Genomic DNA, 15,364 nt, shown 5'->3' on the forward strand with positions numbered 1-15,364 from the left:
AATTATCTATGCAGACCTTTAGCTGCCGCTGTGGCAATCCGCTGTTCTACGAAAACACCCACTGCCTTGCCTGTCAGTCAGAAGTAGGCTGGTGCCCTGCTTGTAGCAATATCGTGGCCATTGAGCCCTTGGATAACGGCGGCTATCGCTGTACCCACCCAGGCTGCGATACGCCGCTAATGAAGTGCCGCAACTACGCCGTTGAAAATGTGTGCAATCGTCTAGTGGTGATGGAGCACGGCAAAGCGGACACACTCTGCGACTGCTGCCGCTACAACGAAGTCATACCCGACCTCAATATTGCCGGCCATCGCGAGCGCTGGGCGGCACTAGAGGCGGCGAAAAGGCGCCTTTTTCATACTCTGGATTTACTTAAACTTCCCCACGGCACCAAAGACGATGACATTAGTGTGCCTTTAAGCTTCTCATTTATGGCCGATGCCCTGCCCGACCAGGGATTATGGCGCTCCACTGCCAAGCAAGAGAGGGTGTATACCGGCCATGCATCAGGGCATATCACCATCAACGTGAAAGAAGCCGACGACGTTGAACGCGAGCGCCTGCGGGTCGATATGAATGAATCCCACCGCACGCTGATTGGCCACTTCCGCCACGAAATCGGCCACTACTACTGGGATGTATTGGTTAAGGATCGCGATGAAGAGAATTGCCGTGCGGTATTTGGCAACCACCACCGGCCAACTTATGCCGAAGCGTTAGAGCGCTACTACCAGCAAGGGGCGCCCAGCGACTGGCCAAATCGCTTCATCTCCGCTTATGCCACCATGCACCCATGGGAAGACTTTGCTGAAACATTTGCCTACTACTTGGATATGGTCGCCGTACTGGATACAGCGCTGCACATGGGCATTACCCACGTTGAGTACGACGGTAGCCTGGAGAGCATGCTGATTGCCTTTCATCAGGTGGGAATGGCAGTGAATGAGCTCAACCGGGACATGGGCCTGCTCGATTTGGCCCCAGGAGTGCTTGCCCCGGCGGTGCGCGAGAAGCTGGCGTACCTGCATCAAATCGTGCAGGCCGCCAGCCCGCTAGAGCGCGACTCACTCACCGACTAGTCGTTATCGTTGTCCCCCGCGTGGCTTTGACTCTGGCTCTGACTCTGGGTTTGGGTTTGGGTAACGCGGGGCACGCTATCGTCATTCACAAAGTAGGTGGCGCTCAGCGTATCGTGGATGGCGGCAAAGCCGATCTGCAACTCGTCGATAAACAAGTGCAGCTTGCTGGGTGAATGGGCCAGCGCTTGGATATCGGCATCCACCACATCGGCGCGCACCAGCGAAACGGTTGCCGCCGGACGATCCTGGCGTGGCAGTAGGGACAGCTCATGGCCCAGGGTTTCGAGGCTGCAGGCAATCGAGCGCGGCAGGTTAGGGTCCTGCAGCAAAAAGCGCAACACATCGGGGCCGCGCACGCGCAAGCGCACCTGCTGGCGGTACATTTGGTAAGCAGTGAGCGACTTGAGCACGCTCATCCACTGCAGGTTCTCAAACGGCAGCAATTCTTCAGGGTTTTGCGGTAGCAGGCTGGCAGAGCGAACATCCACAATACGGGTGGTCATATCGGCCCGCTCTAACTGGCGCCCCAGCTCAATAAAAGTGCGGGCAGGGCCATGGCTTAACGTGCCTTCAATCAGCCCCGTCAGCGTCTGGCAGCCACGAATAACGCTTTTAAGAAAGCTATCGCGACGGCGTGGACTAACACCGTTTTCGGCATGATCGGCGACGCTCAGATAGAGCTGATTAACCTCTTCCCAAATCTCCCGGGGCACCACATCCCGAGTGGTTCTCAGGTTCTCACGGGCACTGGCAAGCGCGGAAATAATCGAAATATCATTGTCGGTATCGGCGCACAAAAAGTGCACCACGTTGCGCTCATCAAAATCTGTATGGCGTGCGGTAAAGGCTTCCAGACTGCCGGTCATTTCGATAAGGGGAGCCCAACCTAACGGAAGGCGTCCCGGCAAGTCGAGCATAAGGTGGCTATTGACGCTCAATAAGCGCGCGGTATCTTCCGCTCGTTCGATATAGCGCGCCATCCAGTAGAGGTTCTCTGCAACGCGTGACAGCATGACGTTAGGCTCCTTTCACCGCGGCCGCTGCCGCCTTATCGTCGGTTTCTACAATCCAGGTATCTTTACTGCCGCCACCTTGTGAAGAGTTCACCACTAGCGACCCTTCAATCAATGCCACCCGTGTTAAGCCCCCGGTGGTGACATGAATTTCAGGACCCGAGAGGATGAAAGGGCGTAAATCCACATGGCGCGGCTGCGCCAAGCCATTTGCCAACGTCGGCGTGGTCGACAGCGCCAGGGTGGGCTGCGCCATATAGTTGCGCGGATTCGCCGTAATCAAGCGGGCAAACTCTTCGCGGGTCTCTTTGGTTGAACGTGGGCCAATCAGCATGCCGTAGCCCCCTGACTCATTGGCCGGTTTCACCACCAGTTCATCCAGGTGGTCGAGTACGTAGCGGCGGTCGTCCTCGAACATACACAGGTAGCTGGGCACGTTGGGGATCAGCGGCTCTTGATCGAGGTAGTAGCGAATCAACGCGGGAACAAAGGCGTAAACCACCTTATCATCCGCCACACCAGCCCCCGGCGCATTGGCGAGCGCCACTTTCCCCGCCCGCCAGGCGCGCATTAGGCCGGCCACCCCCAGCATGGATTCAGGATTAAACGCTTCCGGGTCGAGAAACTCATCGTCTACCCGGCGGTAAATAACATCGACCCGGCGTAGCCCTTCCACGGTGCGCATGTACACCACATCATCGTCATCAACGAGTAGATCACTCCCCTGCACCAGCTCGACGCCCATCTGTTGGGCAAGATAGGCGTGTTCAAAGTAGGCAGAGTTGTAGATCCCAGGGGTTAGTACCACTACCTGGGGGTCATCCCCGGGCCTTGGCGACATCGCCGCCAGCATGTCGTATAGCTGAGCGACATAATCATCAACAGGCAAAATTTTGCCTGAGGCAAAGAGCTCCGGCAGCACCCGCTTGGTGACGTTGCGGTTTTCCAGCATGTAGGAGACGCCGGAAGGAATGCGTAAGTTATCCTCCAGCACGTAGAGCGTGCCGTCGCCATCGCGTACGAGGTCGGAGCCACACACATGGGCCCATACGCCGTGTGGGGGATTAATGCCGACGCACTGGGGGCGGAAATTAACCGACTGTGCCAACACCTCGGCGGGTAGCACTTTGTCCTTAATGACTTTTTGATCATGGTAAAGATCATCAATAAAGAGATTTAGCGCCTGCACGCGCTGTTTAAGGCCCGCCTCGGTTTTACGCCACTCACTGGCGGGAATAATCCGCGGCACAATATCAAAGGGCCAGGCGCGATCAATCATCGCGCCTTCAGAATAGACCGTGAAGGTAATCCCCATGGTGCGAATAGCGATCTCTGCTGCGGTTTTCCGCTCTGCTAGCTCATCGGCGCTAAACCTTGCCAACATGTTGCACAATTCACCCGCTGACTCGCGTGGCTGTCCGGGTGCGGCCATCAGCTCATCGTAGTAATCACGACACGCATAGTTATTCCAATTCACTTGGCTCATGGGCGCTCTCCTAGCACTGGGGTGGAAGCGGCAACTTCCTCATTGCTAAGTGTAGGCTTGCCGCGCGCAAAACAATCAAACAATTGAGAGCAAAATGCGTACCATCTTTTGCGATATTTCAACGTTCGCTTACTTAAGCGCTACTTGACAGGGAGCATAAGAAACTTAAAACGCTTTAATGCTCTATATTGGTGCAGGAGAGTGGCATCAAGTTGGTGCATAACGTGATTTCCACTTTAGTTAAACGCCTTAGTTAAGATAGCGGCTGCAAAAAAGTAAAAGTGGAACGATACTTGCGAAACGTTCGGTTATTCCTTAGCCCAGCCAACCGGTTGATAACGGTTCTTTAGAGGGTGGCCCATGACCATTCGCGTTGCCTTGTATCATCGTACGACTTACCACTTTGACCGTCCGGTGCGTCTTTCGCCCCATGTTATTCGGCTGCGCCCGGCGCCCCACTGCCGCACTCATATCGAAGCGTACTCGCTCAAACTCTCCGGCGACGACCACTTTTTAAACTGGCAACAGGATCCGTTTGGCAACTTCAATGCCCGCGTGGTGTTCCCTGAACCCCGCAAAGAGTTAACCATTGCCGTCGAGCTAATCGCGCCGATGACGGTGATCAACCCGTTCGATTTCTTCTTGGACGATATTGCGCAAACAATTCCTTTTGCTTACCCGGACGCGCTGCGCCAGGAACTAAGCCCCTATCTTGAAATCACCGAGTCAGGGCCGCGGCTGATGGAGTGGCTCAAAGCCGTGCCACGCGAACCGACGACCACCGTCGATTTCTTAGTGGCGCTTAATCAGCGACTTCAGGATGACATAGGTTACCTAGTACGCTTGGAGCCTGGTGTTCAGAGCTGCGAAGAGACGCTGACACTCGCCAGCGGCTCCTGCCGCGACAGCGCTTGGTTGCTGGTGCAGATTTTCCGCCATCTGGGCCTTGCCGCACGCTTTGTGTCCGGCTACCTCATTCAGCTCAAGCCCGATGTTAAAGCGCTGGATGGCCCTAGCGGCAGCGAGGTGGACTTCACCGACCTGCACGCCTGGACCGAAGTCTTCCTGCCAGGGGCAGGCTGGGTGGGTCTCGACCCCACCTCGGGTCTGTTTGCCGGTGAAGGACACATTCCCCTCGCTGCCACTCCAACGACCGGTAGCGCCGCCGCCATCACCGGGTTTTCGGATAAGTGTGAAGTCACTTTTGATGTCACCATGGAAGTCGAGCGCATCCATGAAGATCCACGTGTCACCAAGCCCTATAGCGATGAACAGTGGCAGCGTATCTGCACACTGGGCGACCAAGTGGACGCTGAACTCTTGCAGCAGGATGTACGACTCACCATGGGAGGCGAACCCACCTTCGTATCCGTCGATGATATGGAGAGCCCGCAGTGGAATACCGAAGCGTTAGGCGAGCACAAGCGCGAACGCGCCGAGGCACTACTATCCCGGCTGCAAGCCGCCTATGCGCCCGGCAGCGCCATTCAGCAACAGCAGGGTAAGTGGTACCCCGGCGAACCGCTGCCCCGCTGGGCGCTGGCCTGCTACTGGCGTAAAGATGGCGTGCCGCTATGGCGAGATCCCCAGTGGCTGGCCTGTATGGAAGGCGCCCCCAAGGTAGACGTTGATAATGCGATGGTGCAACGCTTCACCAAGGCCCTTAGCGAACGCCTGGGCCTTGCCGAACGCTATTGGATTCCGGCGTTTGAGGATGCCTACTACTACCTTTGGAAAGAGCAGTCGCTGCCAGTCAATGTTGACCCACGGGAAGCCAATCTCAAAGATGACGCTGAACGCCATCGCTTAGCCCGTTTGTTAGAGCAAGGCCTGGACGAAGTGGTGGGCTACGCCCTGCCACTGCGCCACTCGATCAGCCAAGCCCACCGCTGGGAGAGCGGCCGCTGGCCACTCAAACGCGACCACTTATTTCTGGTACCCGGCGATTCACCCATGGGGCTACGCTTGCCGCTTTCGGCACTGCCCTGGGCTGACCCAGAGGAGCAGCCCCAGCCTGAATCACTGTTCGCGCCCCGGCCTGAATTGGGCGATATTCACGGTGAGGTTGCCCGCCGCAACGCCGAACAACTGCATATCAGCGATGCCGAACGCTTGGGTCGCTCAAGCCACCCTAGCCCATCGCATCCCGAGGGCGAATCCGTTCAACAGCAGCCCCGGGCAAACATCGACCGGGAAAGTAGCGTCATTCATACCAGCCTATGTGTGGAGCCACGGGATGGCCGCCTGCATATTTTCCTGCCGCCACTGACCAGTTTAGAGCACTACCTTGACCTGATTAGCACCGTTGAGGAGTGCGCCAAGGAGCTCGCTTGCCCGGTCATGATAGAGGGTTACTCGCCACCGAGAGACCCGCGCCTGGAAAACTTTATGATCACCCCTGACCCCGGCGTGATCGAAGTGAACATTATGCCCGCGGCCAGTTGGCAAACCCTGGTGGCACAAACAGAACGGCTGTATGAAGAAGCGCGAAAAACCCGCCTGGGCACAGAGAAATTTATGCTGGATGGGCGCCATACCGGCACTGGCGGTGGTAACCACGTCACCCTGGGCGGGTTGACACCTGACGACTCACCGTTTTTGCGTCGCCCGGATCTACTGGCCAGTTTAGTGACCTATTGGCAGCACCACCCGAGTCTCTCTTATCTGTTTTCAGGTCTGTTTATTGGCCCCACCAGCCAGGCGCCGCGAGTGGATGAAGCGCGCCATGAAGCGCTCTATGAGTTGGAGATCGCCCTGCAGCAAATGCCCGAAGGCGAAGTGGTACAGCCTTGGCTGGTCGATCGCTTATTGCGCCACCTGCTCACCGACTTAACCGGCAATACTCACCGCGCCGAGTTCTGTATCGACAAGCTCTATTCGCCGGATAGCGACAGCGGACGCCTTGGCTTACTGGAACTGCGTGGCTTTGAGATGCCGCCCCACGCCCGCATGGGGCTGATGCAGATGCTGCTGATCCGCGCATTAGTCGCGCGCTGCTGGAAAACGCCCTACCGAGCCAAGCCGGTGCGTTGGGGCAGCGCGCTTCAGGATCGCTGGATGCTGCCCCACTACCTGTGGAGCGACCTTGACGATGTGCTGGGTGACTTGCGCCGCCACGGCTTCGATTTTGATCTGGAGTGGTTCGCCCCCTTCCTGGAGTTCCGCTTCCCGCTGCACGGGCGCTTACATACCCCCATGCTGGATATCGAGCTGCGCCAAGCCATCGAACCCTGGCATGTACTGGGTGAAGAGGCCTCGGCTGGCGGCACTGCCCGCTATGTAGATTCCTCTGTGGAGCGCCTGGAAGTCAAAGTCAGCGGCATGAGCGGTGATCGTTACGTGGTCACCTGCAACGGTCGCCGGATACCCCTTTCAGCAACCGGCAGAAACGGCGAAGCGGTGGCCGGGGTGCGTTACCGCGCCTGGCAGCCACCCTCGGCGCTGCATCCGCAAATTCCCATTCACGCGCCGCTGGTGTTTGATGTCATCGACACCTGGAACCAGCGCTCAGTAGCGGGCTGTACCTACTACGTGGTGCACCCCACAGGGCGTAATTTTGACACCTTCCCGGTCAATGCGTTTGAAGCCGAAGCGCGAAGGCTGGGGCGTTTTAGTGACAGTGGCCATCGCCATGGCCATCAGGTTCCCAAGCTGGAAACGCCTAGCCTGGAACTGCCGCAAACCCTCGACCTGCGTTGGACGCCTAGTTAAAGTTTTTTAACAAAGCTAAGGCTTTTCTCTTAACGCCCGGTACAGGATAATCCGCCCCTTACCCATCAGGATTACAAGGATAATGACGGCCCCTGTCTCTCCCTCACTTCTCGCGCCCGTCGCTAACGGGCTCGTTGAGGACTACTTACATCAGCTAGGCAAGGGACAGCCCGGCACGTTTGACGCCATGCTCGATGGTCAGGGGCAGTTACGCCCCGGTTGGCAGAGTTTACTCAGCTCATTGGAGGCGCTAGGTTCGACGGGGCGTCACCAGCAGCATGACGAGATTCAGCGCCTATTGGCTGAAAACGGCGTAATTTTCAATATGCATGATGAAACCCAGGGACGATCGTGGCGGCTCGACCCGCTACCCTGGGTGATTGAAGAAACACAGTGGCATACATTAGAAGCTGGGCTCATCCAACGCAGTCGTCTGCTGAGCGCCCTCTACGACGATATCTATGGGCCCAAAACGCTCTTTGAGGCGGGGCTACTTCCCACCCAGGAACTGCTAGCTTCAGCGCTTTTATTACTGCCCTGCCACCAGTCGCTGCCCAATGATCGCGCCCCGATTATTTTCCATGGAGTGGATGTGATTCAGGATGCGCAGGGCCAGTGGCGAGTGATGGCAGACCGCCTACAGGCGCCATCAGGTACTGGGCTTGCGCTTGAAAACCGCATACTGATGGCCCGCGCGCTCCCGGATATGTATCGCAATGCACCATTAAAGCGGTTAGCGGGGTTTCTTGACCTACACCACCGCACGCTGATCGCCATGGCCTATCAGCACCGCGATAACCCTACGCTTATCTTATTAACGCCGGGGCCGGGGAGCCCACGCTATTTTGAGCACGCCTATCTAGCCAACTACCTTAATATTGCGCTGGTAGAAGGCCAGGATTTGGTCGTTCGTGATACCCAGGTGTGGCTACGCACCCTGGGCGGTTTGCAGCCAGTCGATGTAATACTGCGACACTGCGACGACGCTTATTGCGACCCGCTGGAGCTGCGCGGCGATTCGCAGTTGGGCGTACCCGGGTTACTGCAGGCCATGCGCGCAGGCGGCGTGGCACTATCGAACGCTTTAGGAGTGGGCATTTTGGAAGCCCCGGTGTTAGCGGACTACTTACCGATGCTGTGCGAGCATCTGCTGGGTGAAACCCTGCTGCTGCCCAACGCCGATGCCTCGACTCGACCCGCCACTGCACCAATTTTTGATAGCCACTTACAGCGCCTGGAGCCCACCACGCTCAACTTGCGCTGTTTTGTAACACGCACACCCAATGCCACTGCCAAAAGCAGCTCGGCTGGCGAGTACCAAGTAATGCCCGGGGGGTTAGCCTGGGTCGGCGAGCCTGGCTCGCCGTCCTTAAGCAGCACCATCGTTAAGGATGTGTGGGTTACGGCGGCCTCTCCCCAGCCCCATGTCAGCCAGCTCCGACAGGCCCGCGGCCCGGTGGTGGCTACCCGTGACGGCACCGACCTACCCAGCCGAGTAGCCGAAAGCCTATTCTGGTTAGGCCGCTATGGTGAGCGCTTAGACATCCGCGCGCGACTGCTGCGTGAAGCGCTGATGAGGTTAATGGAGTACGACCAGGATGAGATCGCCGATCAACTGCTTGATGAACTCCTGCTAGCACTGGATATCACCACGTTAAACGAAGAGGACGAACAGCGACTAAAGGCACCGCTGATTGGCTTTGACCTAAAGCGCGCCGCGCTGCTGGCCCAGTTTGATGACGTAGACCCTCAGGCATTGCAGCCACTTTTTGCACAGTTAATGCGCAACGCACGCAGCGTACGCGACCATTTAGGCGATGACTCCTGGCGGGTAGTGCACCAATTGCGCCAGCGCATGGCCACCTTCAACCCTAGCTTAGGGGCCAGCGCGGCGCGGCGCGCTTGCGAAGGGCTATCTGCACAGCTTGCCGCCTTCTTCGGACTGTGTAACGAAACCATGCCGCATCACTACGGCTGGCGGTTTATGGATATTGGTCGCTTCCTGGATCGCGTGCTGGGCCTGCTCTCGCTGCTCAAGCTTACCCTCAATGCACCGCACTCGCCGGGGCTGGCGCTATGGGAAGTCGTGCTCGCCACCACCGATAACTTTACCGCCTACCGCCGCCGCTACCGCAGCGAGCTTCACCCTGCGGCGATTCTCGATCTACTGCTGTTCGATGAAACCAATCCTCGCTCGGTGGGCTATATGCTTAGGCGCATTGAGCGTCAGATGGATCGCCTGCCGGGCAGCTCATCGCCCTACCGCAACGCGGAGCGACGGCTGTTAATTCAGGCCAATGCGGTGCTTCACCTGGCCGACATTGATCGCTTAAGCCACTTGGCCGACACCTCAGAGGCACAAGACGCCTTAGCGCAACTGCTGGATGCGCTCATTGAACCTTTAAGCGCGCTTTCTGAAGCCATTAGCCAGAGTCATTTCAGCCATGTAGAGAGGCCACGCCAGTTAATCAGCATGGGGCCCAATGCATGAACTACACACTGCGCCATACCACCCGCTATCACTACAGCGCGCCAGTAACACTGTGCCATAGCGAAGCGCGGGTGCTACCGCGCAAAACGCCGCACCAGCAGTGTGGCGCGTCAGAACTGCAAATCAGCCCCGCGCCGCAGGTACAGATGGAGCGCCGCGATGTATTCGGCAATCGAGTGCTCTATTTCGCTATGGAGGACGTCCATCAAACGCTGGATGTCACGGCAGTAACGCCGCTAAGCACGCAACCCTTAGCGGCGCTACCAACCGCCTCAACTACGTGGGAACAGGTTGCTCAGCAGCTTAGCCAGAACAACAACTTTGACATTCAACTTTACCGCCTCGACTCACCGTTTATCCGCCGTAACGACGAGCTAGCCAACTTTGCCCACAGCTGCTTTACCCCAGGCAGGCCGATAGTTGAGGCTGCTTTGGCACTTAATGAGCTAATCTACAAAACGTTTGAGTACGACCCCAGCTTCACCACGCTAGCGACACCGCTAAGCGAGGTACTCGCCAGCCGACGCGGCGTATGCCAGGATTTTGCTCACTTGGCGATTGGTGCATTACGCTCGGTAGGTCTCGCCTCACGCTATGTCAGCGGCTATTTAGAAACCCAACCGCCACCAGGTCAGCCACGACTAATAGGCGCAGATGCTTCCCATGCGTGGCTGGCTACCTGGATTCCCGAATGGGGCTGGCTGGCCCTCGACCCCACCAACGGCACCGTGGCAGGCGAGCAACACCCGGTGTTGGCCTGGGGGCGAGATTACGCCGATGTCGCTCCGCTCAAAGGCGTTATGAACGGAGGCGGCGAGCATCGCCTGGAAGTCGAAGTCGATGTGATGCCTACTAAAGACTAGGCCGACTCGTAGGCGGCCTTGAGGCGATAAAACTCTTCTACAATAGCGGCCATTTCATCGGCGTCGTAGTCACAAAGGCCGCTGACTACCAGCTTTTTAGACCCCATCCCTACGGCTTCACCAGCGGACTCAATTGAGAACTCCAGCAACGCATCGGCGCGTTTACCGTGAACCTCTAGCGAAGAGTGGTTCAGCGTCAAACCAGGCGAAAGGCCATCCAAGCGCTCCAGTGAAAAGCCCATGCTATCGTAGATCACCAATGGGCGTTTAGGGTTAAACATAACCCCGTGCTCTTCCATCAGCGGCTTGAGGTAGTGGGGAAAATTTTTGCCTGAAAACGCGACATAGCAACGCGCAAACGCTTCCACCACAGCGGGATCGTGGGTAATGTCACCGCTACGCACAACCTGTAGGTAACATTTGCCGCTCTCATCGCAGACATGAAGGACACCATCGTCTGCTTCGCTAAACTTCAGTGGCGTGTCAGCCCCTACCATGTTGGTGAAGCGAAATTCCATTTGCCGCGACAACCCAAACTTTGTGAGTATCAGCACAAACAGCAGATCACCGGGCACACAAAAACGGCGTGCATCCGGGTTATGAATAGGGTTGTAGTCACCAGCCACGCCTTTTGCAAAGCGACTGGCCTGCTCTGCGGAGATCACTACATACTCCCCGCGCTGCGCGTAAAAATCCTTGAACATGGCGTTTGTTGCCTGCCTAGCGTTGAAATCGAAAACCCGTCACTGCCCAACGCCGCGCATAATGCCATAAAACACGCCCAAACAGGAGTTATCTGCTAGGGAAACCATTATGCCAGACGCGAACGCTCGTAAAAATCGCCTGCCTCGCCTATTGCGGAGGGTATTGATTAGCCTACTGTTTCTCATCCTTATCTGGGTGGTGGGCAGTTATTGGCTGCTTAATAGCCAGTGGCTGCCAGCGCGTATTTCACAATTTGAGGGCATCGACATCCACTGGGAGCAAGGCGTCAGCCGGCACCCTGGCCGCTGGGAAGTCGAGGGGCTCTACTTAGCCCGTGAAGATGAAATACTGCCCATCTCGATAGAGGCCGAACGCGCCACTCTTTCGCTCTCGCTACTGGCCCTGTTGCGCGGTGAACTGCATATCGACGCACTCGATGCCAAAGGGATTCGCCGTTTGACCGTGGGTGACATCGCACTTGAAGCGGACGGCCAACTACACGTAACGGAGACCACGCTGAGTCGCGACACCTTAGCGATCCCTAACGTTTCCCTCGCTATTAGTAATGGTCGTTTAGTTCGCCTGAGTGATCAAGTGCACTTAGTCCGCGCTATCAATCTTAACGCAGAGGCGACGCTCAAAACGATAACCCCTGTCAACGCCACCAGCGGCGAGTTGAATCCTGACTTAGTTGCCGCGCTATCCGCACAGCTACAGTTGGATGCCCAGGCAGATGCCTGGGATGTCTTTATGCCCTACCTAGATGCCCTGCCCTGGCTAACCCTAGCGGGGGGCGGGACTCTAACGGGTGAGCTGGAGCTAACCGCTGGCAAGTTACAACCTGGCAGCGAACTGATGCTGGACGCCCCATCGATGAGCTTAACGGTTGATGAGCATCGTCTGCGCAGGCCTAGTGACGCGCCGCGCTGGCTAGTGGCGGATAACCCACCGCCTCGCCACACGGCTAAGGGTGAAGGCCAGGTTCGCTTGACGGTTGAGAACGATCAACTGCATTTTTCAACGCAACTGACCGATGTTGAACTAGCAGACACACACCCTTACGCACAGCACGCCGAACTACGCCTTGCTACCCAAGTTCCCAATCAGCGCCTGGATCAACTCGACCTTCCCACGGCGGCGACCCTAGCCTTGCAAGGTGACATCACCCGCCTGGATATGCTGAACCGGTATCTTTCGCCCGATGCAGAAGCAGCGAGCACTGAACCAGGAGACATCCGCGTTTCAGGCCATGGCCAAATTGAGGCCTCTGCCAACATTCGCGAATCGCGCCCTTTTGATGCCCAGTTGAGCATTCAAGCACCCGAGTTGAAAGCGGATATACGGGGATTCACCGCCCAGGGAGGCGGCTCGCTTAATGCCCAACTGACACCGCAGGAGGACATTGAAGCAACGTTTAACTTTACCGACGCCACGCTGCACCACCAAGAGCGCCTGCTGCTTGACGATGCCGCTATCAACGTCGTGGCATTGAGCCCAGTGGATCCTGAAAAAGCCCGCGAAGAGGCATCCGCGACGTTAAGCTGGCAATCCGCACGCCTGCCTAATATTGACGTTTTACAACCCTATTTAGGCGCCATTTTACCTGACCCAGCGCCACTGCAGTTGCTCAGCGGGGAAGCCACTAGCCATGGCCAGCTCTCCATGGCATCAGAACAGCTCAGCGGAGAGGTGCATTTAGCCGGAAACGGGCTTACCACTCGTTGGCAACACGGTGAACAAGACGGCACGTTAACCAGTGATATGCAGCTTTTCCTGCCTGTTCAGCAGGCGGCAATGGATGGCTCAACGCTGGATATCAGCGGCACCCGGTTGAGCTGGCAAGTGGCCGATGTCGACCAACCTAGTGAGCGCTTAGCAAGCGTATTAGTGTTAAATGATGGTCGTTTTCAACGCCGAGATAACGTACCAAGCGGGCAATTTTCACTAGAAGGAAGCGTGCAACGGCTGGGCTTTTTAAATGCGTTTTTGCCTGACGCTCACGGCTTGGCCATCGCGGGAGAAGGCCAGCTCTTTGCTCAAGGCGCCTTTCGCAATAACCGCTTGCAGGCGCCTACTCGGCTGCGGGTCAACGCTGACCAGCTAGAGGTCATGTTTTTAGACTATCTCGCCACCGGGCGTGGAGAACTCACCGCCCAACTGGACAGCACCGAGCAGGCCCAGCTCTCGCTTGGCATCCCCCGCTTTACCCTCAGGCGCCAAGACGATGACAGCCCCCACCTACAAGGTCGTCATTTTGCCCTCACCACGCAAACCGAGCGCTTTAGCGATGTGCTTGAATCTGCCCAGCCAGAGTACTTCACCACGCGTATTGCGCTACCGATTACCGAGGTGCCCGACTTCACCCGTTACAACCGCTACCTGCCCGAAGGTGCAGGTATTACGTTGCTGGATGGGCAAGCCAGCCTGGAAAGCGAGTGGCTGCTGGAAGGCTTAAACGCCCAGGGTGAAATTACCCTGCGCGCCTTTGGCGCAGAGTTAGCACTGCTGGATCAGCAGCTTCGCGGCGACGTGCATCTCGCCTTAAATCTCACCGACGGCGACCTGGAAACGCGTCGCTTTATTGCCGATGACTCATTCCTACGCCTGGAGAATGTTAGCCGACAAAGTGAAAACGGCTCTGCCGATGCCGGTTGGTGGGTAACGCTTTCCATGCTGGATGCGCAGTTAGCGTGGGAAGACCCTATTCGTCTCGCCAGCCAGCTCCACCTTGAGATGCGTGATACCGGATTGCTCGCCCGGCTATTTCTCGCCCGCGCACGGGATAGCGACTGGCTCGGGCGACTGCTGAATGTTCACGACATTGAGGGCACGGCGCTGCTAGAGATCAGCGGCGAGCAGATCAGCCTTAGCGACTTGACGCTCACCGGTGGCCCGCTGCTGCTACTTTCCGATGTCACTCTGGCAGAGCGCAGCGCGGATGGCGCGCTTTACGCGCGCCTTGGCGTACTTGGATTGGGAGTAGAACTTGAGGACAGCGAACCAACGTTAAAAGTTATTCAACCGCGCCGCTGGTTTGATCGCTGGCGGGAGGCCAATGGCAAGTAATACAAATAACCGTTGCCTAGCGTTTTTTGCGCTCACGACGAATCATCCTGACGCGTTCTTTAGCCTTTTGCGGCGTAGAGAGCGGTGCCGCCGCCTCATCATGGGTTTTCGGCGGCACCGTGACCCAAGCAAATAACGGCAACGCCAAATGCCAATAGATCGCCGCCAAACGCAGCCCCAGGGTAACGCTTAGTGAGGCGGCAATCGCCATGGTTAGCGGCGCCTCCAGCGCATGCAGTGCCACATAAACAATTCCCCCAGCCATCGCTGCCGTCGCATAGACCTCTTCGCGCAATACCATGGGCACTCGTTGGGCCAACACATCGCGGATCATGCCGCCTGCTACGCCGGTCATCATGCCCATCAACACTGCCACCATGCCAGAGGTACCCAGCAGCAGCGCTTTATGAGCGCCAATAACCGTGAAAAGTGCCAGCCCAAACGCATCGGCGATCGGTAAAAAACCGCGCGAAAGGCGGTGGATATAGTGAAAGCCCATCAGCGAGACACCCACCGTGGCTAAAATTACCCACAGATAGGTTGGCTCGGTGACCCAAAACACCGGTCTTACACCGAGCACTAAATCGCGCAGCGTGCCCCCACCAATGCCGGTCACCGCTGCCAGCACCAGCATGCCTATCGGATCCATGCGCGACCGGCACGCCAAAATCACCCCCGAGAGCGCAAACACGATGACACCCGCCATATCCAGCCAGTAGACCACGCCCGACACGCCCTTCTCCTTTGCTCGCTATCTATGAAGGCAGGCAGGATAGCACTCTAGTCAGCGTGAAGGAGTGCGGCACTGCTCATTTTTTAATCATAATACCGCTAATTTGTAAGACATTGACTACACCATTTGTAAGACATTGCCGTTAGCTGCCCAACGGGGGTTGTTGTCTGGGTCTAGGTCGTTATCCTGATCGTTTCTCATTTATCTTGGTTACGTT

9 protein-coding genes are annotated in these 15,364 nt (G+C 57.1%); 5 read left to right on the plus strand and 4 right to left on the minus strand.

What is annotated here, in order from left to right; translation table 11 throughout:
• Positions 1-8: 8 nt before the first annotated feature.
• Positions 9-1,079, plus strand: coding sequence for a zinc-binding metallopeptidase family protein (locus tag QEN58_RS13615; RefSeq protein WP_280104164.1), 1,071 nt, complete (start codon positions 9-11; stop codon positions 1,077-1,079).
• Here the strand turns inward: QEN58_RS13615 and QEN58_RS13620 are convergent.
• Complete coding sequence (locus QEN58_RS13620; protein WP_280104165.1) at positions 1,076-2,092, minus strand: alpha-E domain-containing protein; 1,017 nt, start codon at positions 2,090-2,092, stop codon at positions 1,076-1,078. The two genes, QEN58_RS13615 and QEN58_RS13620, sit on opposite strands and share 4 nt — an antisense overlap.
• 4 nt (positions 2,093-2,096) lie before the next feature.
• The gene (locus tag QEN58_RS13625; RefSeq protein ID WP_280104166.1) at positions 2,097-3,578 is read right to left on the minus strand and encodes a circularly permuted type 2 ATP-grasp protein; all 1,482 of its coding nucleotides are present in this window, start codon (positions 3,576-3,578) and stop codon (positions 2,097-2,099) included.
• 360 nt (positions 3,579-3,938) lie between these two features.
• Between QEN58_RS13625 and QEN58_RS13630 the strand changes: the two genes are divergently transcribed.
• The 3 genes from QEN58_RS13630 (at position 3,939) to QEN58_RS13640 (ending at position 10,643) form a co-directional block, all read left to right on the plus strand.
• Complete coding sequence (locus tag QEN58_RS13630; RefSeq protein WP_280104167.1) at positions 3,939-7,289, plus strand: transglutaminase family protein; 3,351 nt, start codon at positions 3,939-3,941, stop codon at positions 7,287-7,289.
• Between the two features lie 82 nt (positions 7,290-7,371).
• On the plus strand, positions 7,372-9,780 hold the full coding sequence (locus tag QEN58_RS13635) for a circularly permuted type 2 ATP-grasp protein (RefSeq protein ID WP_280104168.1): 2,409 nt from the start codon (positions 7,372-7,374) through the stop codon (positions 9,778-9,780).
• Positions 9,777-10,643, plus strand: a complete 867-nt coding sequence (locus QEN58_RS13640; RefSeq protein WP_280104169.1) for a transglutaminase family protein — start codon at positions 9,777-9,779, stop codon at positions 10,641-10,643. Before QEN58_RS13635 ends, QEN58_RS13640 begins: the two co-directional genes overlap by 4 nt.
• Here QEN58_RS13640 and QEN58_RS13645 read toward each other — a convergent pair.
• A complete protein-coding gene (locus QEN58_RS13645) occupies positions 10,640-11,347 on the minus strand; it encodes a DUF3581 family protein (RefSeq protein WP_280104170.1) in 708 nt (235 codons plus the stop codon). The genes QEN58_RS13640 and QEN58_RS13645 overlap by 4 nt on opposite strands.
• A 109-nt stretch (positions 11,348-11,456) precedes the next feature.
• On the opposite strand from QEN58_RS13645, the gene QEN58_RS13650 reads away from it, so the two are divergent.
• On the plus strand, positions 11,457-14,414 hold the full coding sequence (locus QEN58_RS13650) for a translocation/assembly module TamB domain-containing protein (protein WP_280104171.1): 2,958 nt from the start codon (positions 11,457-11,459) through the stop codon (positions 14,412-14,414).
• Positions 14,415-14,430: 16 nt separating this feature from the next.
• Here QEN58_RS13650 and QEN58_RS13655 read toward each other — a convergent pair whose 3' ends face one another.
• Positions 14,431-15,147, minus strand: coding sequence for a trimeric intracellular cation channel family protein (locus QEN58_RS13655; RefSeq protein WP_280104172.1), 717 nt, complete (start codon positions 15,145-15,147; stop codon positions 14,431-14,433).
• Positions 15,148-15,364: the final 217 nt, after the last annotated feature.

Origin of the sequence: Halomonas alkaliantarctica, assembly GCF_029854215.1 — a bacterium.
In the GTDB taxonomy this organism is placed as follows: Bacteria; Pseudomonadota; Gammaproteobacteria; order Pseudomonadales; family Halomonadaceae; genus Vreelandella; species Vreelandella alkaliantarctica_A.

What these genes read in the sequence shown, in the direction of transcription:
- QEN58_RS13625 (WP_280104166.1), bottom strand. Translation starts at nt 3,578, where the DNA reads ATGAGCCAAGTGAATTGGAATAACTATGCGTGTCGTGATTACTACGAT.
- QEN58_RS13615 (WP_280104164.1), top strand. Translation starts at nt 9, where the DNA reads ATGCAGACCTTTAGCTGCCGCTGTGGCAATCCGCTGTTCTACGAAAAC.
- QEN58_RS13645 (WP_280104170.1), bottom strand. Translation starts at nt 11,347, where the DNA reads ATGTTCAAGGATTTTTACGCGCAGCGCGGGGAGTATGTAGTGATCTCC.
- QEN58_RS13635 (WP_280104168.1), top strand. Translation starts at nt 7,372, where the DNA reads ATGACGGCCCCTGTCTCTCCCTCACTTCTCGCGCCCGTCGCTAACGGG.
- QEN58_RS13640 (WP_280104169.1), top strand. Translation starts at nt 9,777, where the DNA reads ATGAACTACACACTGCGCCATACCACCCGCTATCACTACAGCGCGCCA.
- QEN58_RS13620 (WP_280104165.1), bottom strand. Translation starts at nt 2,092, where the DNA reads ATGCTGTCACGCGTTGCAGAGAACCTCTACTGGATGGCGCGCTATATC.
- QEN58_RS13650 (WP_280104171.1), top strand. Translation starts at nt 11,457, where the DNA reads ATGCCAGACGCGAACGCTCGTAAAAATCGCCTGCCTCGCCTATTGCGG.
- QEN58_RS13630 (WP_280104167.1), top strand. Translation starts at nt 3,939, where the DNA reads ATGACCATTCGCGTTGCCTTGTATCATCGTACGACTTACCACTTTGAC.